The sequence below is a fragment of the Acinetobacter sp. CE-15 genome (assembly GCF_051059255.1).
Taxonomy (GTDB): Bacteria; Pseudomonadota; Gammaproteobacteria; order Pseudomonadales; family Moraxellaceae; genus Acinetobacter; species Acinetobacter guillouiae.
Window position 1 is genome coordinate 602826 of the sequence record NZ_CP192737.1, and the last position, 18615, is coordinate 621440.

General features: G+C 40.9%; 14 protein-coding genes, 2 tRNA genes and 3 rRNA genes. 8 read left to right on the top strand and 11 right to left on the bottom strand.

Annotated features, from left to right (window positions below; genetic code table 11):
• Positions 1-152: 152 nt before the first annotated feature.
• Positions 153-1019, top strand: a complete 867-nt coding sequence (ygiD, locus tag ACQ7EO_RS02860) for a 4,5-DOPA dioxygenase extradiol (RefSeq protein WP_035371919.1) — start codon at positions 153-155, stop codon at positions 1017-1019.
• A gap of 183 nt (positions 1020-1202) precedes the next feature.
• On the opposite strand, the gene ACQ7EO_RS02865 is transcribed toward ygiD, so the two are convergent.
• The 4 genes from ACQ7EO_RS02865 to ACQ7EO_RS02880 all read right to left on the bottom strand — a co-directional run bounded on the left by ACQ7EO_RS02865 (position 1203) and on the right by ACQ7EO_RS02880 (position 4262).
• Positions 1203-1823, bottom strand: a complete 621-nt coding sequence (locus ACQ7EO_RS02865; RefSeq protein ID WP_004725978.1) for a rhomboid family intramembrane serine protease — start codon at positions 1821-1823, stop codon at positions 1203-1205.
• An 83-nt stretch (positions 1824-1906) separates the two neighbouring features.
• Positions 1907-2347 (bottom strand): VOC family protein, encoded by a 441-nt coding sequence (locus tag ACQ7EO_RS02870; protein ID WP_004725980.1) that lies wholly within the window; start codon positions 2345-2347, stop codon positions 1907-1909.
• Positions 2348-2490: 143 nt separating this feature from the next.
• On the bottom strand, positions 2491-3426 hold the full coding sequence (locus tag ACQ7EO_RS02875; RefSeq protein ID WP_004725982.1) for a mechanosensitive ion channel family protein: 936 nt from the start codon (positions 3424-3426) through the stop codon (positions 2491-2493).
• A 14-nt stretch (positions 3427-3440) separates the two neighbouring features.
• Complete coding sequence (locus ACQ7EO_RS02880) at positions 3441-4262, bottom strand: hypothetical protein (protein WP_004725984.1); 822 nt, start codon at positions 4260-4262, stop codon at positions 3441-3443.
• A gap of 111 nt (positions 4263-4373) precedes the next feature.
• Here ACQ7EO_RS02880 and gspE point away from each other — a divergent pair, with 111 nt between their 5' ends.
• A complete protein-coding gene (gene gspE / locus ACQ7EO_RS02885; RefSeq protein ID WP_004725986.1) occupies positions 4374-5861 on the top strand; it encodes a type II secretion system ATPase GspE in 1488 nt (495 codons plus the stop codon).
• Between the two features lie 163 nt (positions 5862-6024).
• On the opposite strand, the gene ACQ7EO_RS02890 is transcribed toward gspE, so the two are convergent.
• From ACQ7EO_RS02890 to ACQ7EO_RS02920, 7 genes are all read right to left on the bottom strand, one after another.
• A complete protein-coding gene (locus ACQ7EO_RS02890) occupies positions 6025-6873 on the bottom strand; it encodes a hypothetical protein (protein ID WP_434278836.1) in 849 nt (282 codons plus the stop codon).
• 154 nt (positions 6874-7027) lie between these two features.
• Positions 7028-7453 carry an organic hydroperoxide resistance protein gene (locus tag ACQ7EO_RS02895; RefSeq protein WP_004817050.1) on the bottom strand — a complete coding sequence of 142 codons (426 nt, stop codon included), beginning with the start codon at positions 7451-7453 and terminating at the stop codon, positions 7028-7030.
• 89 nt (positions 7454-7542) lie between these two features.
• Entirely contained in the window at positions 7543-7980 is a 438-nt protein-coding gene (locus ACQ7EO_RS02900; protein ID WP_434278837.1) for a MarR family winged helix-turn-helix transcriptional regulator, read from the bottom strand.
• An 88-nt stretch (positions 7981-8068) separates the two neighbouring features.
• Positions 8069-8893 (bottom strand): carbon-nitrogen hydrolase family protein, encoded by an 825-nt coding sequence (locus ACQ7EO_RS02905; RefSeq protein WP_434278838.1) that lies wholly within the window; start codon positions 8891-8893, stop codon positions 8069-8071.
• A gap of 32 nt (positions 8894-8925) precedes the next feature.
• Entirely contained in the window at positions 8926-9450 is a 525-nt protein-coding gene (gigB, locus tag ACQ7EO_RS02910; RefSeq protein WP_016539397.1) for an anti-anti-sigma factor GigB, read from the bottom strand.
• Positions 9451-9563: 113 nt separating this feature from the next.
• Entirely contained in the window at positions 9564-10532 is a 969-nt protein-coding gene (gene gigA / locus ACQ7EO_RS02915; RefSeq protein ID WP_004725998.1) for an RsbU family protein phosphatase GigA, read from the bottom strand.
• 123 nt (positions 10533-10655) lie between these two features.
• Positions 10656-11609, bottom strand: coding sequence for an MlaA family lipoprotein (locus ACQ7EO_RS02920; RefSeq protein ID WP_004817058.1), 954 nt, complete (start codon positions 11607-11609; stop codon positions 10656-10658).
• Between the two features lie 576 nt (positions 11610-12185).
• Between ACQ7EO_RS02920 and ACQ7EO_RS02925 the strand changes: the two genes are divergently transcribed.
• From ACQ7EO_RS02925 to ACQ7EO_RS02950, 6 genes are all read left to right on the top strand, one after another.
• A 16S ribosomal RNA gene (locus ACQ7EO_RS02925) occupies positions 12186-13724 on the top strand.
• Positions 13725-13783: 59 nt separating this feature from the next.
• Positions 13784-13860, top strand: a tRNA-Ile gene (locus ACQ7EO_RS02930).
• Positions 13861-13904: 44 nt separating this feature from the next.
• Positions 13905-13980, top strand: a tRNA-Ala gene (locus ACQ7EO_RS02935).
• A gap of 337 nt (positions 13981-14317) precedes the next feature.
• Positions 14318-17208: ribosomal RNA gene (locus ACQ7EO_RS02940) — 23S ribosomal RNA — on the top strand.
• Positions 17209-17375: 167 nt separating this feature from the next.
• A 5S ribosomal RNA gene (gene rrf / locus ACQ7EO_RS02945) occupies positions 17376-17490 on the top strand.
• The 16S, 23S and 5S rRNA genes sit together here with 2 tRNA genes alongside, the layout of an rRNA operon.
• A 201-nt stretch (positions 17491-17691) precedes the next feature.
• Positions 17692-18612 carry an acyl-CoA desaturase gene (locus ACQ7EO_RS02950; protein WP_434278839.1) on the top strand — a complete coding sequence of 307 codons (921 nt, stop codon included), beginning with the start codon at positions 17692-17694 and terminating at the stop codon, positions 18610-18612.
• Positions 18613-18615: the final 3 nt, after the last annotated feature.

An 18615-nucleotide genomic window follows, 5' to 3' on the forward strand; every position in this document is an offset into this window, starting at 1 on the left:
AACATTGATTCAACATAACATCATTAGGTAGTAAACCTTCTCTACTTAAAAGCATCTATAAAAAATCATCGTTGCATTTTTGCAATGTTGTAGGCTGGAAAAGTCTATATATCTACAACAATGAACAGCAGATAATTAAACAAAGATGATTCATGGTGGATGAAATGTTAAATCAAACAATGGGTGACTTATCGCTACTCAAAGGCTGGAACGCAACTTTACCCAATACTGAAGTCATGCCTGTACTATTTTTGGGACATGGTTCACCCATGAATGCGATTCAAACCAATGATTTTACCCGTACTTGGAACAGCATTGGTGCAGAAATGGACGTACAGCCCACAGCAATTTTATGTATTTCCGCACATTGGCTTACCCAAGGTGGTACTGCCGTCACTGCAATGCAACAACCGAAAACCATTCATGATTTTGGTCGTTTTCCTCAAGCTTTGTTTGATGTGCAATATCCTGCTACTGGAAATAAAGCTTTGGTTGAGGCAACAACTGAAGCAATTCACAGTATAGAAATTCATCATGATCATAGTTGGGGATTAGATCACGGAACATGGGGCGTGTTATGTCATGTATTCCCACAAGCCAATATTCCTGTTGTTCAATTGAGTGTCGACTATAGTCAAGGTGCCCAATATCATTATGACTTGGCTAAACAATTGGCGCAGTTACGTCGTAAAGGGGTATTGATTGTTGCCAGTGGTAATCTCGTACATAACCTAAGCAAAATTGCCTTTGATAAATTTGATGATCATTATGGTTATGATTGGGCTTTAGAAGCTGATGCAAAGATGAAAAATTTCTTAGCCACGCATAACCATCAAGCTTTGATTGACTGGCAAAAGCAAGGTGCTGAGTTTTTATTGTCGATCCCCACACCTGATCACTATTATCCGATGTTATATGCCTTAGGCTTACAGGAAGAGAAAGATGAGTTACATATTTTTAATGATCAAGCCGTTGCTGGTTCATTAACCATGACCTCATTTCGACTTGATCAACATTAATTTCAAATGTTAAGAATATAAAAGTTGGGTCTAAGGATTCAACTTTTATAGTATTGATGAGATTGAGTTAGTCGTATTTATTCTCTCAAGATAGAACGCTTTTAAGATCATTGCGCAATTTTCAAATATTGAGGTCTTACTTCCTTACAGAGCAGTTTAGATATCACTGAATCCATATGAAATTTAGAATAATGGCGAATTAATAAATTTATAGAAAAATGCTGTAGCTAATGATGGTTCTAACAGTAAAGGAAATAAGAAACCATATATTGCACCAGCAATATGCGCGCGGTGGTCGATTAATGGCGAATGTCCTGAACGGATTGCATACAGGCTATAGCATAAATAAATCGTGCCAAAAATAATCGCGGGCACAGGTAAAATATAGATATAAATCATGCCCCAAGGATTAAACAGAATCGCACTAAATAATACTGCATTAACGGCACCTGAAGCCCCTAAACTTCGGTATGAATTTAGGGTTCGATTATGCAAATAGCTGGGAATCGCAGCAATGATGATAGCGCTACAATAAAATAAGACAAAGCCCATACCACTTAAGTAATCACGGAAAAACCATTCAACATTTCGCCCAAAGAAGTACAAGGTAAACATATTGAAAAATAAATGCATACCATCTTTATGGATAAAACCATGGGTTAAAAAGCGATCATATTGACCATGCTTAATCGCTGAAACATTGAAAATCAAACGATTCATTACATTGCGTTGCTGCCAAGCAATAAAAGAAATCGCAAGTGTGATTAAAATAATCAGAAGGGTATGGGTAAGACCAGTGATCATATTGTTATAAATGACGTTGTTATCGTAATAGCAATATAACCTATATCATTGTCAATCAATAGGCTATCGCAATATTCTGTTCATTATCCTTCATTCAGTTGGCAGTTCACCATCCAGCGAATACCAAACTGATCGGTGAAAGCACCATATAAAGCACCCCAAAATGTAGGTTCTAGTGCCATTTCAATATGACCATTGGCAGAGAGTGCTGTAAATAATCGCTGAGCTTCATCCGCTTCGTGAGCTTCTAAGTTGATCGAAATATAATGGTTGGTGCCTTTGCTGAATGGTGCACTATTAGGTGCACAGAACTGCTCGCTGGTGTCTGAACCCATCAATACGGTAAACTCATTAATCGGTAAAGAAACATGTAAAATATAGTTTTTCTCTTGGTCTGGCACTTGGACATCGGGCAGTTCGGAATAACGTTTTAAAAATGAAAATTCACCGCCAAAAACAGATTTATAAAAATTAAAAGCAGCTTCGGTCTGGCCTTCAAAGTTTAAATAGTGATTGAGTTGCATTGTGATAGTCCATTTTGTTGTTTTGAAGTGATTAATTTATCAGCTCACGGTTTAAAACTTGATGAATATTTTGTAATTGAAAATAAAAATCCCTCAATCATAAATGAGGGACTCTTGTTTTCTAGATTATCGCTTTGGTCTGCTTAAAGCTGTTTATCTTGTTGTTGCTCTAATTTTAAATCCTGTTTATTGGCATAACCATCAATATCTTCATTTTGAAGAACTTCATTTGGATTTGGACGATCTACAAAACCAATTTTAGGTACAGGAATTTCAATCTGATTTTCCACAAAACGATTGCGGATTAACTCATGAATTTCATCTTTGACTTGTAAGTAGTTTGCTTGCATACACCACAGCGCAAATAAAATTTCAATGGAGGATTCTCCAAAGGCAGAAACAGTTACACGCGGTTTAGGATCTGCTAATACCAACGGGTAATCGTTGGCAACATCAATTAAAACTTCACGCACTTTATTGATGTTCTCATTAAAGTTAATTGCAACTGTAATCGACAATCGCCGTATCGGGAATTTTGATAGGTTATGTACAGGGGCACGAATCAATTGCTCATTTGGGAGGCGCACATAGACATTGTCCATGGTCAAAAGTTTTACTGAAAGTAAGTCAATCGAAATCACTTCACCTTCAATGGTATGTCCACGAATCAGGGTGATTTGAATCGTATCTCCAACTTCGAATGAACCTTCACCAATTAAAAATAAGCCACTGATTAAATTTGATGCAGAAGTTTGTGAGGCAAAACCCAATGCAACAGTTAAAATCCCTGCTGCGCCTAAAAATACGCTGAGTTTAAAGCCCGCTTCTTTTAAGCTAGCAATCACAAATAGTAAGAAAATAAAATAAAAAATACCTCTACGCCAAACCAATCGTTGATGCGCATTAAAGCGCGCACCTATGGTACGGATAAAGGTATTGGAAATGACACGTGCCAGCACAAAACCCACAAAGCAGAGGATCAGAGCAACAGCAATTTCACTTAAGCGGTCGACATTTACATTGGTAAAGATGCCTTTTAGGCTATTGGCAATGTCTTTGGGAATATTGGATTCAGCCATTTTTACCTCATCCCTTAGAAAAATGAATCAAACATATTGAACAAAGCGCCGCCTGGTGAGCGTGGCGGATGTACATAAATTACTTCGCCGGCTAAAGGTGGTGTACGGTTTTCAATTCTTACACGGGCAGGGCGGTCATTGCCTTCATACACGACCTTGATTTGTGATGTCCATAAACGCCCTGTACTTTCACTATAAAATAAAGGCAGTGCAGGAACAGGCACATTCATACGGTCAAATCGAAGCTGATGACTACTGACATTGTGGAAATCAATCGGTGTTACTGCACGAAAGGCACGTGGACGTAATAAATTTAATTCGGTACGACCATCGACTGAGGTGGCATAACACATTTCACCTGTGCGGTGATCAGGGCCAAACCATGTATCCTTAGGTAAAATTACAGGAATATCAAATAAGGGTTCTTTTTGGGCTTGCACAAAACCTGAAATCCACAGTGGTGTACTGATATAGAGTGTGCCGCGTTGACCTGCTGGAATATAAATTGGATCGACAGGACGAATCACCACAGAGCGGTCGGCTAAACGGGGCATGAGTTGAAATGCTTTATGGGTCTCGCGAAACATATAACGTTCAACATGTACAGGTTCTGGAAAACCAAAGTTTACATCATGGATTTTATGCCATTGCTGTTCATAGTCATATTGGAATTTTGGACGATAATATTCCAAGCGCCATTCTTGTAAACCACGAGTAATGCGCATCATCATAGAACCAAATTGCCATGCTTTGGATTGGTTCAATTCAAACAGTTGTTCTCCCCACCACTTTAAATCAGGGAGTTCTGGTTCCAGATGTTCTTTCTTTTTAGACAAATGTGTTTATCCCATTCATAAAATCATCATCAAATCTTTAACAAACAGACTTCACGCTGTCATGAGCATAGAGTACACTCAAAGCAATTTAAATCATTAATATAAGTTGTAATGCAAGTTCTCAAACAATTACAAATACCATATAGTTTTGCAAAACGGCATGGAGTGCTGTTGCGTTATGAAGGTGATCAAGTTTTTATTGTTCGCCGTCAGGATACCGCACAAATTGCGATTCAGGAAGCCCGCCGCTATCTCGGTCGTACAGCACAACATCAATTATGTAATGAAACTGAGTTTAATCACATGCTCAGTTCAAGCTATGCTGGTGAAACGGGCGAATCGCAACAGGTTGCAGCTGGTCTTGAAGATCACCCTGATCTATTGAGTCTGGCCGATCAGATTCCTGAAACTGAAGATCTGATGGATCAGGAAGATGATGCTCCAATCGTGCGACTCATCAATGCTTTATTGTCTGAAGCGATTCGAGTCGGGGCTTCAGATATTCATATTGAAGCCTTTGAAAAGAAATTATCTGTTCGCTTACGGGTAGATGGGCAATTGCGTGAAATCGTACAGCCTCGCCGTGAACTTGCGCCATTGTTGGTATCGCGTATTAAGGTTATGGCAAAACTCGATATTGCGGAAAAACGTATTCCACAAGATGGTCGTATTTCTTTACGTCTTGCAGGACGTGAAGTCGATGTCCGTGTTTCAACCTTGCCATCGTCGCATGGTGAACGTGTCGTTATGCGTTTGTTGGATAAACAAGCGGGTCGACTCAACATGACTCATTTGGGTTTAATGAAGCCTGACTATGAGCGGTTAACGCAATTGGTTCATCGTCCACATGGCATTATTCTAGTCACTGGCCCTACAGGTTCGGGTAAAACGACGACTTTGTATGCCGCGCTTTCTGATTTGAATGATGGTTCTAAAAATATCCTCACTGCTGAAGATCCAATTGAGTATCAACTTGAAGGGATTGGGCAGACTCAAGTGAATACCAAAGTGGATATGACCTTTGCCCGTGCGTTAAAAGCCATGCTTCGTCAAGATCCAGATGTGGTGATGGTGGGTGAGATTCGTGATTTGGAAACGGCTGAAATCGCAGTTCAAGCGTCTTTAACAGGTCACTTGGTTTTGTCTACACTACATACCAATACTGCAATTGGTGCTGTGACCCGTTTAAAAGATATGGGGATTGAACCCTTCTTATTATCCAGTTCATTGATTGGGGTAATTGCCCAGCGTTTAGTTCGGACATTGTGTTCTCATTGTCATACATGGCGTGAAGCAGATGACTTTGAAAAAGATGTGTTTAAACCTGTGAGTTTAGAATCGAATTTAAAACTGCCTGTGCCGAATGGTTGTGATTTTTGTTCCCATACGGGCTTTACAGGACGTACTGCGATTTATGAAATTGTACCGATTGATGAGCAGATGCGCCGTTTGATTCATGGTAATGCAGCAGAATATGAGCTTGAAGAATATGCACGTAAAGATGCAGGCTCAATTCGAGATGATGGTTTACGTAAAGTATTGGCGGGTAAAACCACAATGGAAGAAGTTTTACGGGTAACCAATGAAGCGGCTGAGTAAGCCTGATTCTTTAATAGTTTATATGTTATTTCCTAGCCCTTAATAATCGTTTATCAAAATAGATATTTAGCTAAAGCAGCTTTTTTTGATAAGTATTTATTTAGGGTATGGAAATTTATGTTTGGATTTTCGTCATCTCTAAATGAAAATCATCCTTGTTATGTTAACTTTTTTGTTCTTCAAATCTAAAATCATATGGAAATAGATCAGAATCATCTTTTGTACATTTCATAAAATGCCTAAAAACAGTTAATTCCACTGCCTCATTTAGTTCTAAGTCCTGTTGATTTAACTCTTCCGTGAGTTCTATTGTTGGAGAGTTTAGGTTAAATTTCCCTGTTACGTTATAGATGTAAGAGTTTTCTGTTTCAATATCTAATCTTAAATCGGTTCTCCATTGTGAATTACTTCCCCATCCTTGAGATAAGTCAAAGTATTTTCTATTTTTACGTCTGAATGCCCAATAAATTGAAGCCTTGTTTATTAAGTTTAAATTGAATTTATCTGGATTGAGTAAAATTTTCACACCAGCTTTTTTTATCATTAAATTATTTAGTTTTACAGCAGGAAAGTTACACTCAATAATTTCGAAATCATTCATTCCTATTTGTGCTTCTATTATTTCACAATTAAAAGGTTTGAATGAAAAGGGTGTAGTTATTTCAAGACCAAGAAGGTTATTAAATTCAATGTATTCCGATACTGTAATTCTTGGTCCTTTCCAATCAGAATCATCAGCATCATTGTCAGTTTGAAAAGGAAGTGTCAGTAGGTCTAATACACGAGATAATGCATAAAGCTCCCAAATATCTTCTTGCAATAATTCATTTTTTCTACCACTTATTTTGTTGGATATATTCGAAATATAATTCTTATAGTCATTTTCAACAATCCATTTTTTAATTACAGATTCAAAAAAATCTTCAGCTTTAAAGTCTAATATTGTTTCAAAGTATAATATTTTTTCAAAGTCTAATATTTTAAAATATAAATCTTTAATACTAAGTGCCATTGTTTACCCTAAGATTTAGATACATAAAATTATACAGAACATTTTTTTAGCGAATAAATATACTTGGGTGAAAATTCAAACTGATTTAAATAGCTTTGTAAATTACCCCTACCTAAAAATAAATTTATACTTCTAGGTAGGTTTTATCATAACATTAAACAATCACATTTAATGTCACATCAATATTGCCACGAGTCGCATTTGAATATGGGCAAACAATATGTGCAGCATCTACTAATTTCTGTGCTTCTTCTTGCTCTAAACCTTCTAAGTGAATATTTAAAGTCACTTGAATACCAAAACCAGTAGCGATTGGACCAATACCAACATCACCTTCGATATAAACATCTGGAGTAATTTTTAAATGATCACGGTTGGCAACAAATTTCATCGCACCAAGGAAGCAAGCAGAATAACCTGCTGCAAAAAGTTGTTCAGGATTGGTACCACCACCAGCACCACCCATTTCTTTAGGCACTGCTAATTTAACATCTAAAATTCCGTCTGATGATGTTGCACGACCATCACGACCGCCAGTTGCTTTTGCATGTGCTGTATAAACCACTTTTTCTAAAGACATCGGAAATCATCCATTTTTGATTGTGTTCAATTATATCGTATACGATATAAATATTTAAACAAGTAGCGTTTGTGTAAAATTTGATAACTTTATTTTGAAATGTTTTCGCGTAAGTTTGAAAGAAGATCTTTCAATTGAGTAATGCTGTCTAAATCACAGGCACTGGCTTGAGCAACTTGTAGTGGAATATTCACGGCTTTTAATTTTAGTGCATGACCTGCAGCTGTTAGGCTGATAATCACTTGACGTTCATCTTTCGTAGAGCGTTCGCGGTTAACAATACCATTACTTTGTAATTTTTTGAGTAAGGGGGTAAGCGTAGATGATTCTAAAAAGAGTTTTTCACCGATTTCAGACACAGTTAGACCATCTTTTTCCCAAAGCACTAACATAACTAAATACTGTGGATAGGTCAGTCCGAGTGGTGTGAGTAATTTACGATAAAGTTGATTTAATGCTAAGTTTGTAGAGTAAACAAGAAAGCAGAGTTGATGATCAAGATTTAAGTTTGAATAGTCTTGTTGCATGCTTGTCTCGTGAAGATATTACGCCTCACAAGTATAACGTTGTTTTGTCTTGTTCAGGAAATAAAAGTCATTAATGGCAATACAAGGCTTAGAATGACATCAATTTGCGATGTTGCATTAAAGGCATTAATTCACGAATTGAGCGCTGCTCATTCAAATCAAAAGGAACCGTCATCAATTGCGCGCCTTCTGCATCTGTAATCGCTAAAATCTGCCCACGACTATTGGTTGCGCCAGCATGTCCCCAAGTTTGACGTTTTTCACCATGCCAACCTTGTTGTGCTGCACCTAAAACATGACATTGACTGTCCATTGCACGAGCTTGAAGTAATAACTGCCAATGCATTTGACCTGTGGTATAGGTAAATGCAGCTGGTGCAGTCAAAATATTTGCACCTTGCGCTCTCAAGGTGAGTGCAAGTTCTGGAAAACGTAAGTCGTAGCAAACCATCAAACCGATTTGTCCAAAAGGTGTTTTCGCGACAACAATATCACTGCCTGGTTCAAAAAACTGAGATTCTTGATACCCACCAACAGCATCACCCACTTGTACATCAAACAAGTGGATTTTGTCATAACGTGCTTCAGTGCCTTCAGGACTGATACATAGGCTGACAGTACGAACTCGACCGTCAGCAATAATTGAACCATCTGGACGGAAAGGGCAAGGCAATGTCCCTGCAACAATCCATATTTGATAATGATGTGCTAGGTTTTCTAAACGCTTTTGAATTTCTTCAAAACGTGCAGCAGTTTCCCGTTGTTTACCTGCGGCAAAGCAGACAAAGTTTTCAGGAAACACAATCAAAGATGCGCCATCAGCTTTACTTTGTTGTATCAACGACTCAATGACACTGAAGTTTGCTTCAATGTCATTTTGAGAGTTCATTTGAACAACGGAAAGTAAAGTCATGGGCTATCCCTGATAAAGCAATTTTGAAATTATTAAGCGTTTTGCTGGTTTGAAGATACACATTCCATTGTATCTTGCTGCTTTTCAAGTTGTTTAACTAATGGCTCGAACATATTTTGGTTGTTTTCATTGAGCTTCATTAATGTTTTGTGTGCATCGAGAACGGTACACAGCATTGTGCTGTGATTAACATTATCGTCAATCAAAGCATTGGTGCACACTTGAGGGTCACCACAGTAATTTAAAATGACAAAAACCTGCCCTAAGCCCATGCTATTGGCTAGAGTGGTAATATCTGGATTTGTGGACAGCATCACCGCCTGGATGTGGTGTACTTGTTTCAACTTTAAGCCAAGCTTGGCAAGTATTCCAAGAACTGTACTATCAATAAATGTGGTTTGGGTTAAATCAACAATTGCGCCAATGACGTTTTTCTGTTGTTCAATCCTTGCCAAAAGTTTGTCTAAACTAATACAAGATTGGGCTCGCACTTCACCAATAAGTTTGAAAATATGCGTTCCATTCAAGCTTGCATATTCAACATGACCTGTTGACATATAAATGCCATTTGCAGAGAAGGATAGGAAAATTATCACATAGCGCAAGTCTATACTCAAGCGTTTGCGTATAGGTTATTAGTCTAATTTATTATATGTATTTGATTATATTGTTAATTCATTCTGCGGAGACTGAGGATTGCAATGTCATCTGCTACATGTTCTGGTGCGCGGAATGATTGATTTTGCAAATGATAGACCAATTGTGAGAACTGTTCATTCAAACCACCTGAGAATGGTTCAAGGGCACCATCAGAACAAATAATGAACCGCGCATGCTTGGTTAATGTACATTGGAATTCTTCAACCTCTAAGTCTTCTGTGAGTCCTAAAGGAAAACTGCTGGTATTCAAGACACGAGGGGCTTGGTTGGGTTCAAAAATGATGGGGGGAGGGTAATGTCCCGCACTTGACCATTTTAAAGCATGCGTTTCTAGATTTAGAATGCCAGCTAACATTGTGATGTGTTTTTCAATGTTTTCTTGAACCAGCATACCATTGAGTTTTTTAATCAATTCTCTTGGTGTTTTCGAGCGACCATGAAAGGCAGCCATCCAAGATGTCAGTAAAGAGCTGGTTACCCCATGGCCCGACACATCGGCCAAATAGAACATGATTTCTTTATCACTGATTTTCCAGTAGTCATACCAGTCACCAGACAAATACGCAGAAGGCTGGAAAAGCGTTTCAACTTTATAATTTTGCAATTCAATTGGATTTGGAAGAAGTTTCTTTTGTAGTTCTGCGGCAGAAGGTAGGTCACGGCTATCTTGATTACGTTTATATTGCGCATCAATTTTTAATAAAGAATCTTCAAGATTGGCTGGAAGCTTGGTCCAGATCCAACCAGCAAGGGCGCCAAGTTCCCATGCTTGAGAAAGTTCGCTTCCTTCATTTTCTTGTGCAATGACAATGGTAGGTAAAGCCCATTGGTATTGTAAAAAATCGTGGACGTCTGCAATTGCAATAATTGTTGGATCATAACGATGAATGTCTTCAATGGTAATCATCTGCAAGCTAGGAAGCGTATCTAATACTTGTTCTAAGCTTGAAATTTGGCGACTGGGTTGAATGAAATACATAGAAGAAATGAATGATCCTTAATCGGTATAAAAGCATTATCCAGTAGATTTACTATAGATGACACCACAATGCTAGTAAAACCATATGAATTACTAGCAAATAAGTTTAACAAAATATTGTGGTTATTTGTCTGCGTTTGTATCAGTAGGATGATTGCTGTCGTCCTCATCATCATCTACAAATGCGACAGCTTCCTGCCCACGGCCTTTTTTCTCAGCAATTTGGAATGCTAAACGTTGTAAATAGATATCGCGAATTGCTGAGTAACGATCACCTTGCAATACACTTTCAACATCTAGAAGTTTAGAACGGGTATTAATCCCACCTAAAGCACGATTACCCCAGATTAAACCTGTTTGATGATTGTTATCCATTGGATAGGTAAGCGGATTGGCATAACCTTCAGCAACATAATCAACTGAGTGACGAAGTGTGCTTGGTCCTAAGATAGGCAGCATGACATAAGGGCCACTTGGAATACCGTAGTAACCTAATGTGGTACCCAAGCTTTCTTCTTCAGTTGCTAAACCTAAGCGAGTTGCAGGATCAGCTAAACCTAAAGAGCTCACAGTGTTAATGGTAAAACGACCTAGAGACTTGGCTGCACGACTAAAGCGCCCTTGAGCAAGTTGGTTGACCGCATTCCATGGTTCACTCAAGTTTTTACGAAATAAACTATATGAAGAACGTACATCACCAGGCACTTTTGCTTTGTACTGAACAGCAATAGGTCGAGCAACATTACGGTCGATCATGTCATTAAATGCATAAATTTCACGGTTCAATGGTTGTAGTGGATCTTTTACAGCATCTGGTTGTGCTGCATTGGCATTCACTTTTAAGTCATTTTTTGTGATGTTTTTAAGCTCTCTAAGGGCTTCAATTCTTGGGTGTTTAGAAGCTGCTTCGTTTTCTAGTGCTGAAGAATTCTCTTGAGACGACTTATCATCTGAATCAGAGTTTGTAGAAACAGCATTGTCCGAATTCTCTTGAGCAGATAATTCGTCTTGAGCAAATACATGGCTAGTCAGACCAATGCTAAGTAAACAAGCCCAAAGTACATGATAAGGACGCATAGAATTCCTTGAAATATTCTTAAAGTAAAAGTAGTCGATAACGATATAGCTATATTAAAGACTTCATAATCGTATTCTAACAGTAGTTATTGCATATGTATTAAAGCAAATTTGATTAAAAAGTGTGAATAAATATGATAAACGAACATTATTTGTTCGAACAATTAAAATAATTAAAAAAAGGGGTTGTGTTGGATTGGGAATGCTGTAGAATGCACATCCATCGGCGGTGATGTTAAATAAAACTTCTGATAAATCAGGCACTTGATTAAGTTGTTAAGATTTCGAATTGAGATTTTAAGATGATGTTAGGGTTGGGTTTGTTAGAAAAAATAATTAACATTATTGATTGACTTTTTAGAGATAGAGAGTAGTATAGCCGACCTAGCTTGATGCTGACGAAGCATTGAGAAGATCATTAAGAGAATATGAAGAACAACTTGTGTGGATTTTTACTGATTGATTGATCGAAATATTATCATTGATTGATTGGTTTAAATTACTCGAAGTTTATTTGAGAGAATTTGTCAGTACATTGATGAGCCAGAATTGTGACCTTAAGTCACTAATGATTTTTAACTGAAGAGTTTGATCATGGCTCAGATTGAACGCTGGCGGCAGGCTTAACACATGCAAGTCGAGCGGGGGAGATTGCTTCGGTGATTGACCTAGCGGCGGACGGGTGAGTAATACTTAGGAATCTGCCTATTAATGGGGGACAACATCTCGAAAGGGATGCTAATACCGCATACGCCCTACGGGGGAAAGCAGGGGATCACTTGTGACCTTGCGTTAATAGATGAGCCTAAGTCGGATTAGCTAGTTGGTGGGGTAAAGGCCTACCAAGGCGACGATCTGTAGCGGGTCTGAGAGGATGATCCGCCACACTGGGACTGAGACACGGCCCAGACTCCTACGGGAGGCAGCAGTGGGGAATATTGGACAATGGGGGGAACCCTGATCCAGCCATGCCGCGTGTGTGAAGAAGGCCTTATGGTTGTAAAGCACTTTAAGCGAGGAGGAGGCTCCTGTAGTTAATACCTACAGTGAGTGGACGTTACTCGCAGAATAAGCACCGGCTAACTCTGTGCCAGCAGCCGCGGTAATACAGAGGGTGCGAGCGTTAATCGGATTTACTGGGCGTAAAGCGTGCGTAGGCGGCTTTTTAAGTCGGATGTGAAATCCCCGAGCTTAACTTGGGAATTGCATTCGATACTGGGAAGCTAGAGTATGGGAGAGGATGGTAGAATTCCAGGTGTAGCGGTGAAATGCGTAGAGATCTGGAGGAATACCGATGGCGAAGGCAGCCATCTGGCCTAATACTGACGCTGAGGTACGAAAGCATGGGGAGCAAACAGGATTAGATACCCTGGTAGTCCATGCCGTAAACGATGTCTACTAGCCGTTGGGGCCTTTGAGGCTTTAGTGGCGCAGCTAACGCGATAAGTAGACCGCCTGGGGAGTACGGTCGCAAGACTAAAACTCAAATGAATTGACGGGGGCCCGCACAAGCGGTGGAGCATGTGGTTTAATTCGATGCAACGCGAAGAACCTTACCTGGTCTTGACATAGTAAGAACTTTCCAGAGATGGATTGGTGCCTTCGGGAACTTACATACAGGTGCTGCATGGCTGTCGTCAGCTCGTGTCGTGAGATGTTGGGTTAAGTCCCGCAACGAGCGCAACCCTTTTCCTTATTTGCCAGCACTTCGGGTGGGAACTTTAAGGATACTGCCAGTGACAAACTGGAGGAAGGCGGGGACGACGTCAAGTCATCATGGCCCTTACGACCAGGGCTACACACGTGCTACAATGGTCGGTACAAAGGGTTGCTACCTAGCGATAGGATGCTAATCTCAAAAAGCCGATCGTAGTCCGGATTGGAGTCTGCAACTCGACTCCATGAAGTCGGAATCGCTAGTAATCGCGGATCAGAATGCCGCGGTGAATACGTTCCCGGGCCTTGTACACACCGCCCGTCACACCATGGGAGTTTGTTGCACCAGAAGTAGGTAGTCTAACCGTAAGGAGGACGCTTACCACGGTGTGGCCGATGACTGGGGTGAAGTCGTAACAAGGTAGCCGTAGGGGAACCTGCGGCTGGATCACCTCCTTAACGAAAGATTGACGATTGGTAAGAATCCACAACAAGTTGTTCTTCATTGATGTATCTGAGGGTCTGTAGCTCAGTTGGTTAGAGCACACGCTTGATAAGCGTGGGGTCACAAGTTCAAGTCTTGTCAGACCCACCAAGTCTACTGAACACAGAAGAGCAGATATATTAAGATCTTAAGCTGGGGACTTAGCTTAGTTGGTAGAGCGCCTGCTTTGCACGCAGGAGGTCAACGGTTCGACTCCGTTAGTCTCCACCACTAATTAAAGACTAAGTGATTACAGAACTTAGTAAGCCGATAGCTTATTAAGTTCTGTGATTTATCACAGTTAACTACTTGCTGACGAGGCGGTAGTGAATCATTAACAGAATATATTTGAGTTGAAATAATTGTTTAAACTCGTTTTAGTTGATGTTAGCAAGTAATTGTTAATGTTGAATGAAATGAGCACTAGCGATAAAACTGAATCAAGCGTTTTGGTATATGAATTAAATTGAAGCTGTATGGTGATTAAATTCACAGGCAACAAATAGAAGTGATTAAGTTCACATTGTTGATCCTCCTTGTAGGGATTAACGACTGTTTGGGGTTGTATAGTCAAGTAATTAAGTGCATGTGGTGGATGCCTTGGCAGTCAGAGGCGATGAAAGACGTAATAGCCTGCGATAAGCTTCGGGGAGGCGGCAAATATCCTGTGATCCGGAGATTTCTGAATGGGGAAACCCACTTACCATAAGGTAGGTATCGCATGATGAATACATAGTCATGCGAGGCGAACGAGGGGAAGTGAAACATCTCAGTACCCTTAGGAAAAGAAATCAATTGAGATTCCCTCAGTAGCGGCGAGCGAACGGGGATCAGCCCATTAAGTTATATGTGTTTTAGCGGAAAGCTCTGGGAAGTGCTACCGTAGAGGGTGATAGTCCCGTACACGAAAGGGCACATATAATGATGACGAGTAGGGCGAGGCACGTGAAACCTTGTCTGAATATGGGGGGACCATCCTCCAAGGCTAAATACTCCTGACTGACCGATAGTGAACCAGTACCGTGAGGGAAAGGCGAAAAGAACCCCTGTGAGGGGAGTGAAATAGATCCTGAAACCGCATGCATACAAGCAGTGGGAGCCGACTTGTTCGGTGACTGCGTACCTTTTGTATAATGGGTCAGCGACTTATATTCAGTAGCAAGGTTAACCGCATAGGGGAGCCGTAGAGAAATCGAGTCTTAATAGGGCGTTTAGTTGCTGGGTATAGACCCGAAACCGGGTGATCTATCCATGAGCAGGTTGAAGGTTGGGTAACACTAACTGGAGGACCGAACCCACTGTCGTTGAAAAGCCAGGGGATGACTTGTGGATAGGGGTGAAAGGCTAATCAAACTCGGTGATAGCTGGTTCTCCCCGAAAGCTATTTAGGTAGCGCCTCGGACGAATACCATAGGGGGTAGAGCACTGTTTCGGCTAGGGGGTCATCCCGACTTACCAAACCGATGCAAACTCCGAATACCTATGAGTACTATCCGGGAGACAGACTGCGGGTGCTAACGTCCGTAGTCAAGAGGAAAACAATCCAGACCGCCAGCTAAGGCCCCCAAATTATAGTTAAGTGGGAAACGATGTGGGAAGGCATAGACAGCTAGGAGGTTGGCTTAGAAGCAGCCACCCTTTAAAGAAAGCGTAATAGCTCACTAGTCGAGTCGGCCTGCGCGGAAGATGTAACGGGGCTAAAACTATATGCCGAAGCTGCGGATGTATACTATGTATACGTGGTAGGGGAGCGTTCTGTAAGCCGATGAAGGTGTATTGAGAAGTATGCTGGAGGTATCAGAAGTGCGAATGCTGACGTGAGTAACGACAAAACGGGTGAAAAACCCGTTCGCTGAAAGACCAAGGGTTCCAGTCCAACGTTAATCGGGGCTGGGTGAGTCGACCCCTAAGGCGAGGCCGAGAGGCGTAGTCGATGGGAAATTGGTTAATATTCCAATACTTCTGTGTAATGCGATGAGAGGACGGAGAAAGTTAAGTCAGCCTGGCGTTGGTTGTCCAGGTGAAAGGCAGTAGGCATGCATCTTAGGCAAATCCGGGGTGCTCTATGCTGAGAGCTGATAGCAAGCTAGTTTACTAGCGAAGTGGCTGATACTATGCTTCCAGGAAAAGTCTCTAAGCTTCAGTTACACAGGAATCGTACCCTAAACCGACACAGGTGGTCAGGTCGAGTAGACCAAAGCGCTTGAGAGAACTCTGCTGAAGGAACTAGGCAAAATGGTACCGTAACTTCGGGAGAAGGTACGCTGCTGACGGTGATAGGACTTGCTCCTTGAGCTATTGGCAGCCACAGAAACCAGGCCCCTGCAACTGTTTATTAAAAACATAGCACTCTGCAAACACGAAAGTGGACGTATAGGGTGTGATGCCTGCCCGGTGCTGGAAGGTTAATTGATGGGGTTAGCGTAAGCGAAGCTCTTGATCGAAGCCCCAGTAAACGGCGGCCGTAACTATAACGGTCCTAAGGTAGCGAAATTCCTTGTCGGGTAAGTTCCGACCTGCACGAATGGCATAATGATGGGGGCGCTGTCTCCAGCAGAGGCTCAGTGAAATCGAAATCGCCGTGAAGATGCGGTGTACCCGCGGCTAGACGGAAAGACCCCGTGAACCTTTACTGCAGCTTGACATTGAACTTTGATCTTACTTGTGTAGGATAGGTGGGAGGCTTTGAAGTAGTGACGCCAGTTGCTATGGAGCCATCCTTGAAATACCACCCTGGTAATATTGAGGTTCTAACTCTGTCCCGTTATCCGGGACGAGGACCATGTCTGGTGGGTAGTTTGACTGGGGCGGTCTCCTCCTAAAGAGTAACGGAGGAGTACGAAGGTGCGCTCAGCGTGGTCGGAAATCACGCGTAGAGTATAAAGGCAAAAGCGCGCTTAACTGCGAGACCCACAAGTCGAGCAGGTACGAAAGTAGGTCTTAGTGATCCGGTGGTTCTGTATGGAAGGGCCATCGCTCAACGGATAAAAGGTACTCTGGGGATAACAGGCTGATACCGCCCAAGAGTTCATATCGACGGCGGTGTTTGGCACCTCGATGTCGGCTCATCTCATCCTGGGGCTGAAGCAGGTCCCAAGGGTATGGCTGTTCGCCATTTAAAGAGGTACGCGAGCTGGGTTTAGAACGTCGTGAGACAGTTCGGTCCCTATCTACCGTGGGCGTTGGAAATTTGAGAGGATCTGCTCCTAGTACGAGAGGACCAGAGTGGACGAACCTCTGGTGTACCGGTTGTGACGCCAGTCGCATCGCCGGGTAGCTATGTTCGGAAGGGATAACCGCTGAAAGCATCTAAGCGGGAAGCCTACCTCAAGATAAGATTTCCCTAGGACTTTATGTCCTCTAAAGAGCCGTTGAAGACTACGACGTTGATAGGTTGGATGTGGAAGTGCGGTGACGCATGAAGCTGACCAATACTAATTGCTCGTGAGGCTTGACTATACAACACCCAAGCAGTTGTATACGAAGCATCATTTGATTCATAAAAGATCAAACATACTTGATTTAGTTGTAAAGCTAGTTAAACTATTCAACTCAAATGTTCTGTTAAACTCATTTGGTACGAAGTAAGGCATTTAAATAAGACCCGAACAAGTCCATAACAGTTTGCTGGCGACAATAGCAAGAGTGAACCACCTGATCCCTTCCCGAACTCAGAAGTGAAACCTCTTAGCGCTGATGGTAGTGTGGGGTTACCCATGTGAGAGTAAGTCATCGCCAGCTTTTAAATCTAAAACACCCCGATCTCTAACGAGAGCGGGGTGTTTTTTTATGGGTGGTGTTTATCGGGAAGAAAAGTTTAGATACATTCGTGAAATTTTAAACAGATAATCAATATAAATAAGTAAATCAATGGTCAGCTTTGCTATATTTTAGGCAGTAGATTTCAGTTAAAATCACTAAAATAAAAAAAGTAGAAACATTATGTATAAGAAAACAGCAGTGCCGACAATTTATGAAAATTCTGAAACCAATGCATTTGAAGGAAAAGTTATTTGGTCACCTTTAAAGTCTATTTGGGTAATGATGATGTATCTTTTTGGAATTTATGGTGTTTTATTTTTATCATCCATTGAAAACTTTCTAGTATTTTTAATTAGTTCTGCGATTACACTATGCCTTGGGCATTCATTAGGAATGCATCGTCGCTTGATTTATCAAAGCTATGAATGTCCTAAATGGCTGGAATATTTATTTGTACATTTTGGTGTCATTGTCGGATTAGCTGGTCCTTTTGGTATGGTGAGGACACATGATATTCGTGATTGGGCACAACGCCAACCTAAGTGTCATCCATATTTTTCTCATCAAAGTTCTTTTCTAAAAGATGGTTTTTGGCAAATACATTGCGATATCGTTTTAAAACATCCCCCTATATTTAAAGAAGAATCTATTCTCGATACTCAATTTTATCGTTTTATGGAAAAAACGTGGATGTTACAGCAATTGCCTTTGGCACTTATTCTATATCTTATAGGAGGGGTAGAATGGGTTATTTGGGAAACTTGTTTGCGTGTTGCAATTTCCGTCACAGGGCATTGGCTGATTGGATATTTTGCTCATAATTCAGGCCATCGTTCGTGGCATGTTAACGGTGCAGGCGTACAAGGCTATAACATTAAATTTTGTGGCTTAATCACTATGGGAGAGTGTTGGCATAATAATCACCATGCATTCCCTGGTTCAGCAAAACTAGGATTGGAAAAAGGTCAATCTGATCCTGGTTGGTGGGTATTAATAATATTAAGTAAAATTGGATTAGTTAAAAATCTAAAACTAGTTGCTGATTTAGAAGAACGGCAAGAGCTTGTACCTTATCATCAAAGAGCTGACGAACAATGCTAATCA

Bases quoted from the DNA above. Each gene is read 5' to 3' on its own strand.
- ygiD (WP_035371919.1), top strand. From the start codon at position 153: ATGGTGGATGAAATGTTAAATCAAACAATGGGTGACTTATCGCTACTC.
- ACQ7EO_RS02865 (WP_004725978.1), bottom strand. From the start codon at position 1,823: ATGATCACTGGTCTTACCCATACCCTTCTGATTATTTTAATCACACTT.
- ACQ7EO_RS02870 (WP_004725980.1), bottom strand. From the start codon at position 2,347: ATGCAACTCAATCACTATTTAAACTTTGAAGGCCAGACCGAAGCTGCT.
- ACQ7EO_RS02875 (WP_004725982.1), bottom strand. From the start codon at position 3,426: ATGGCTGAATCCAATATTCCCAAAGACATTGCCAATAGCCTAAAAGGC.
- gspE (WP_004725986.1), top strand. From the start codon at position 4,374: ATGCAAGTTCTCAAACAATTACAAATACCATATAGTTTTGCAAAACGG.
- ACQ7EO_RS02890 (WP_434278836.1), bottom strand. From the start codon at position 6,873: ATGGCACTTAGTATTAAAGATTTATATTTTAAAATATTAGACTTTGAA.
- ACQ7EO_RS02895 (WP_004817050.1), bottom strand. From the start codon at position 7,453: ATGTCTTTAGAAAAAGTGGTTTATACAGCACATGCAAAAGCAACTGGC.
- ACQ7EO_RS02900 (WP_434278837.1), bottom strand. From the start codon at position 7,980: ATGCAACAAGACTATTCAAACTTAAATCTTGATCATCAACTCTGCTTT.
- ACQ7EO_RS02905 (WP_434278838.1), bottom strand. From the start codon at position 8,893: ATGACTTTACTTTCCGTTGTTCAAATGAACTCTCAAAATGACATTGAA.
- gigB (WP_016539397.1), bottom strand. From the start codon at position 9,450: ATGTCAACAGGTCATGTTGAATATGCAAGCTTGAATGGAACGCATATT.
- gigA (WP_004725998.1), bottom strand. From the start codon at position 10,532: ATGTATTTCATTCAACCCAGTCGCCAAATTTCAAGCTTAGAACAAGTA.
- ACQ7EO_RS02920 (WP_004817058.1), bottom strand. From the start codon at position 11,609: ATGCGTCCTTATCATGTACTTTGGGCTTGTTTACTTAGCATTGGTCTG.
- ACQ7EO_RS02950 (WP_434278839.1), top strand. From the start codon at position 17,692: ATGTATAAGAAAACAGCAGTGCCGACAATTTATGAAAATTCTGAAACC.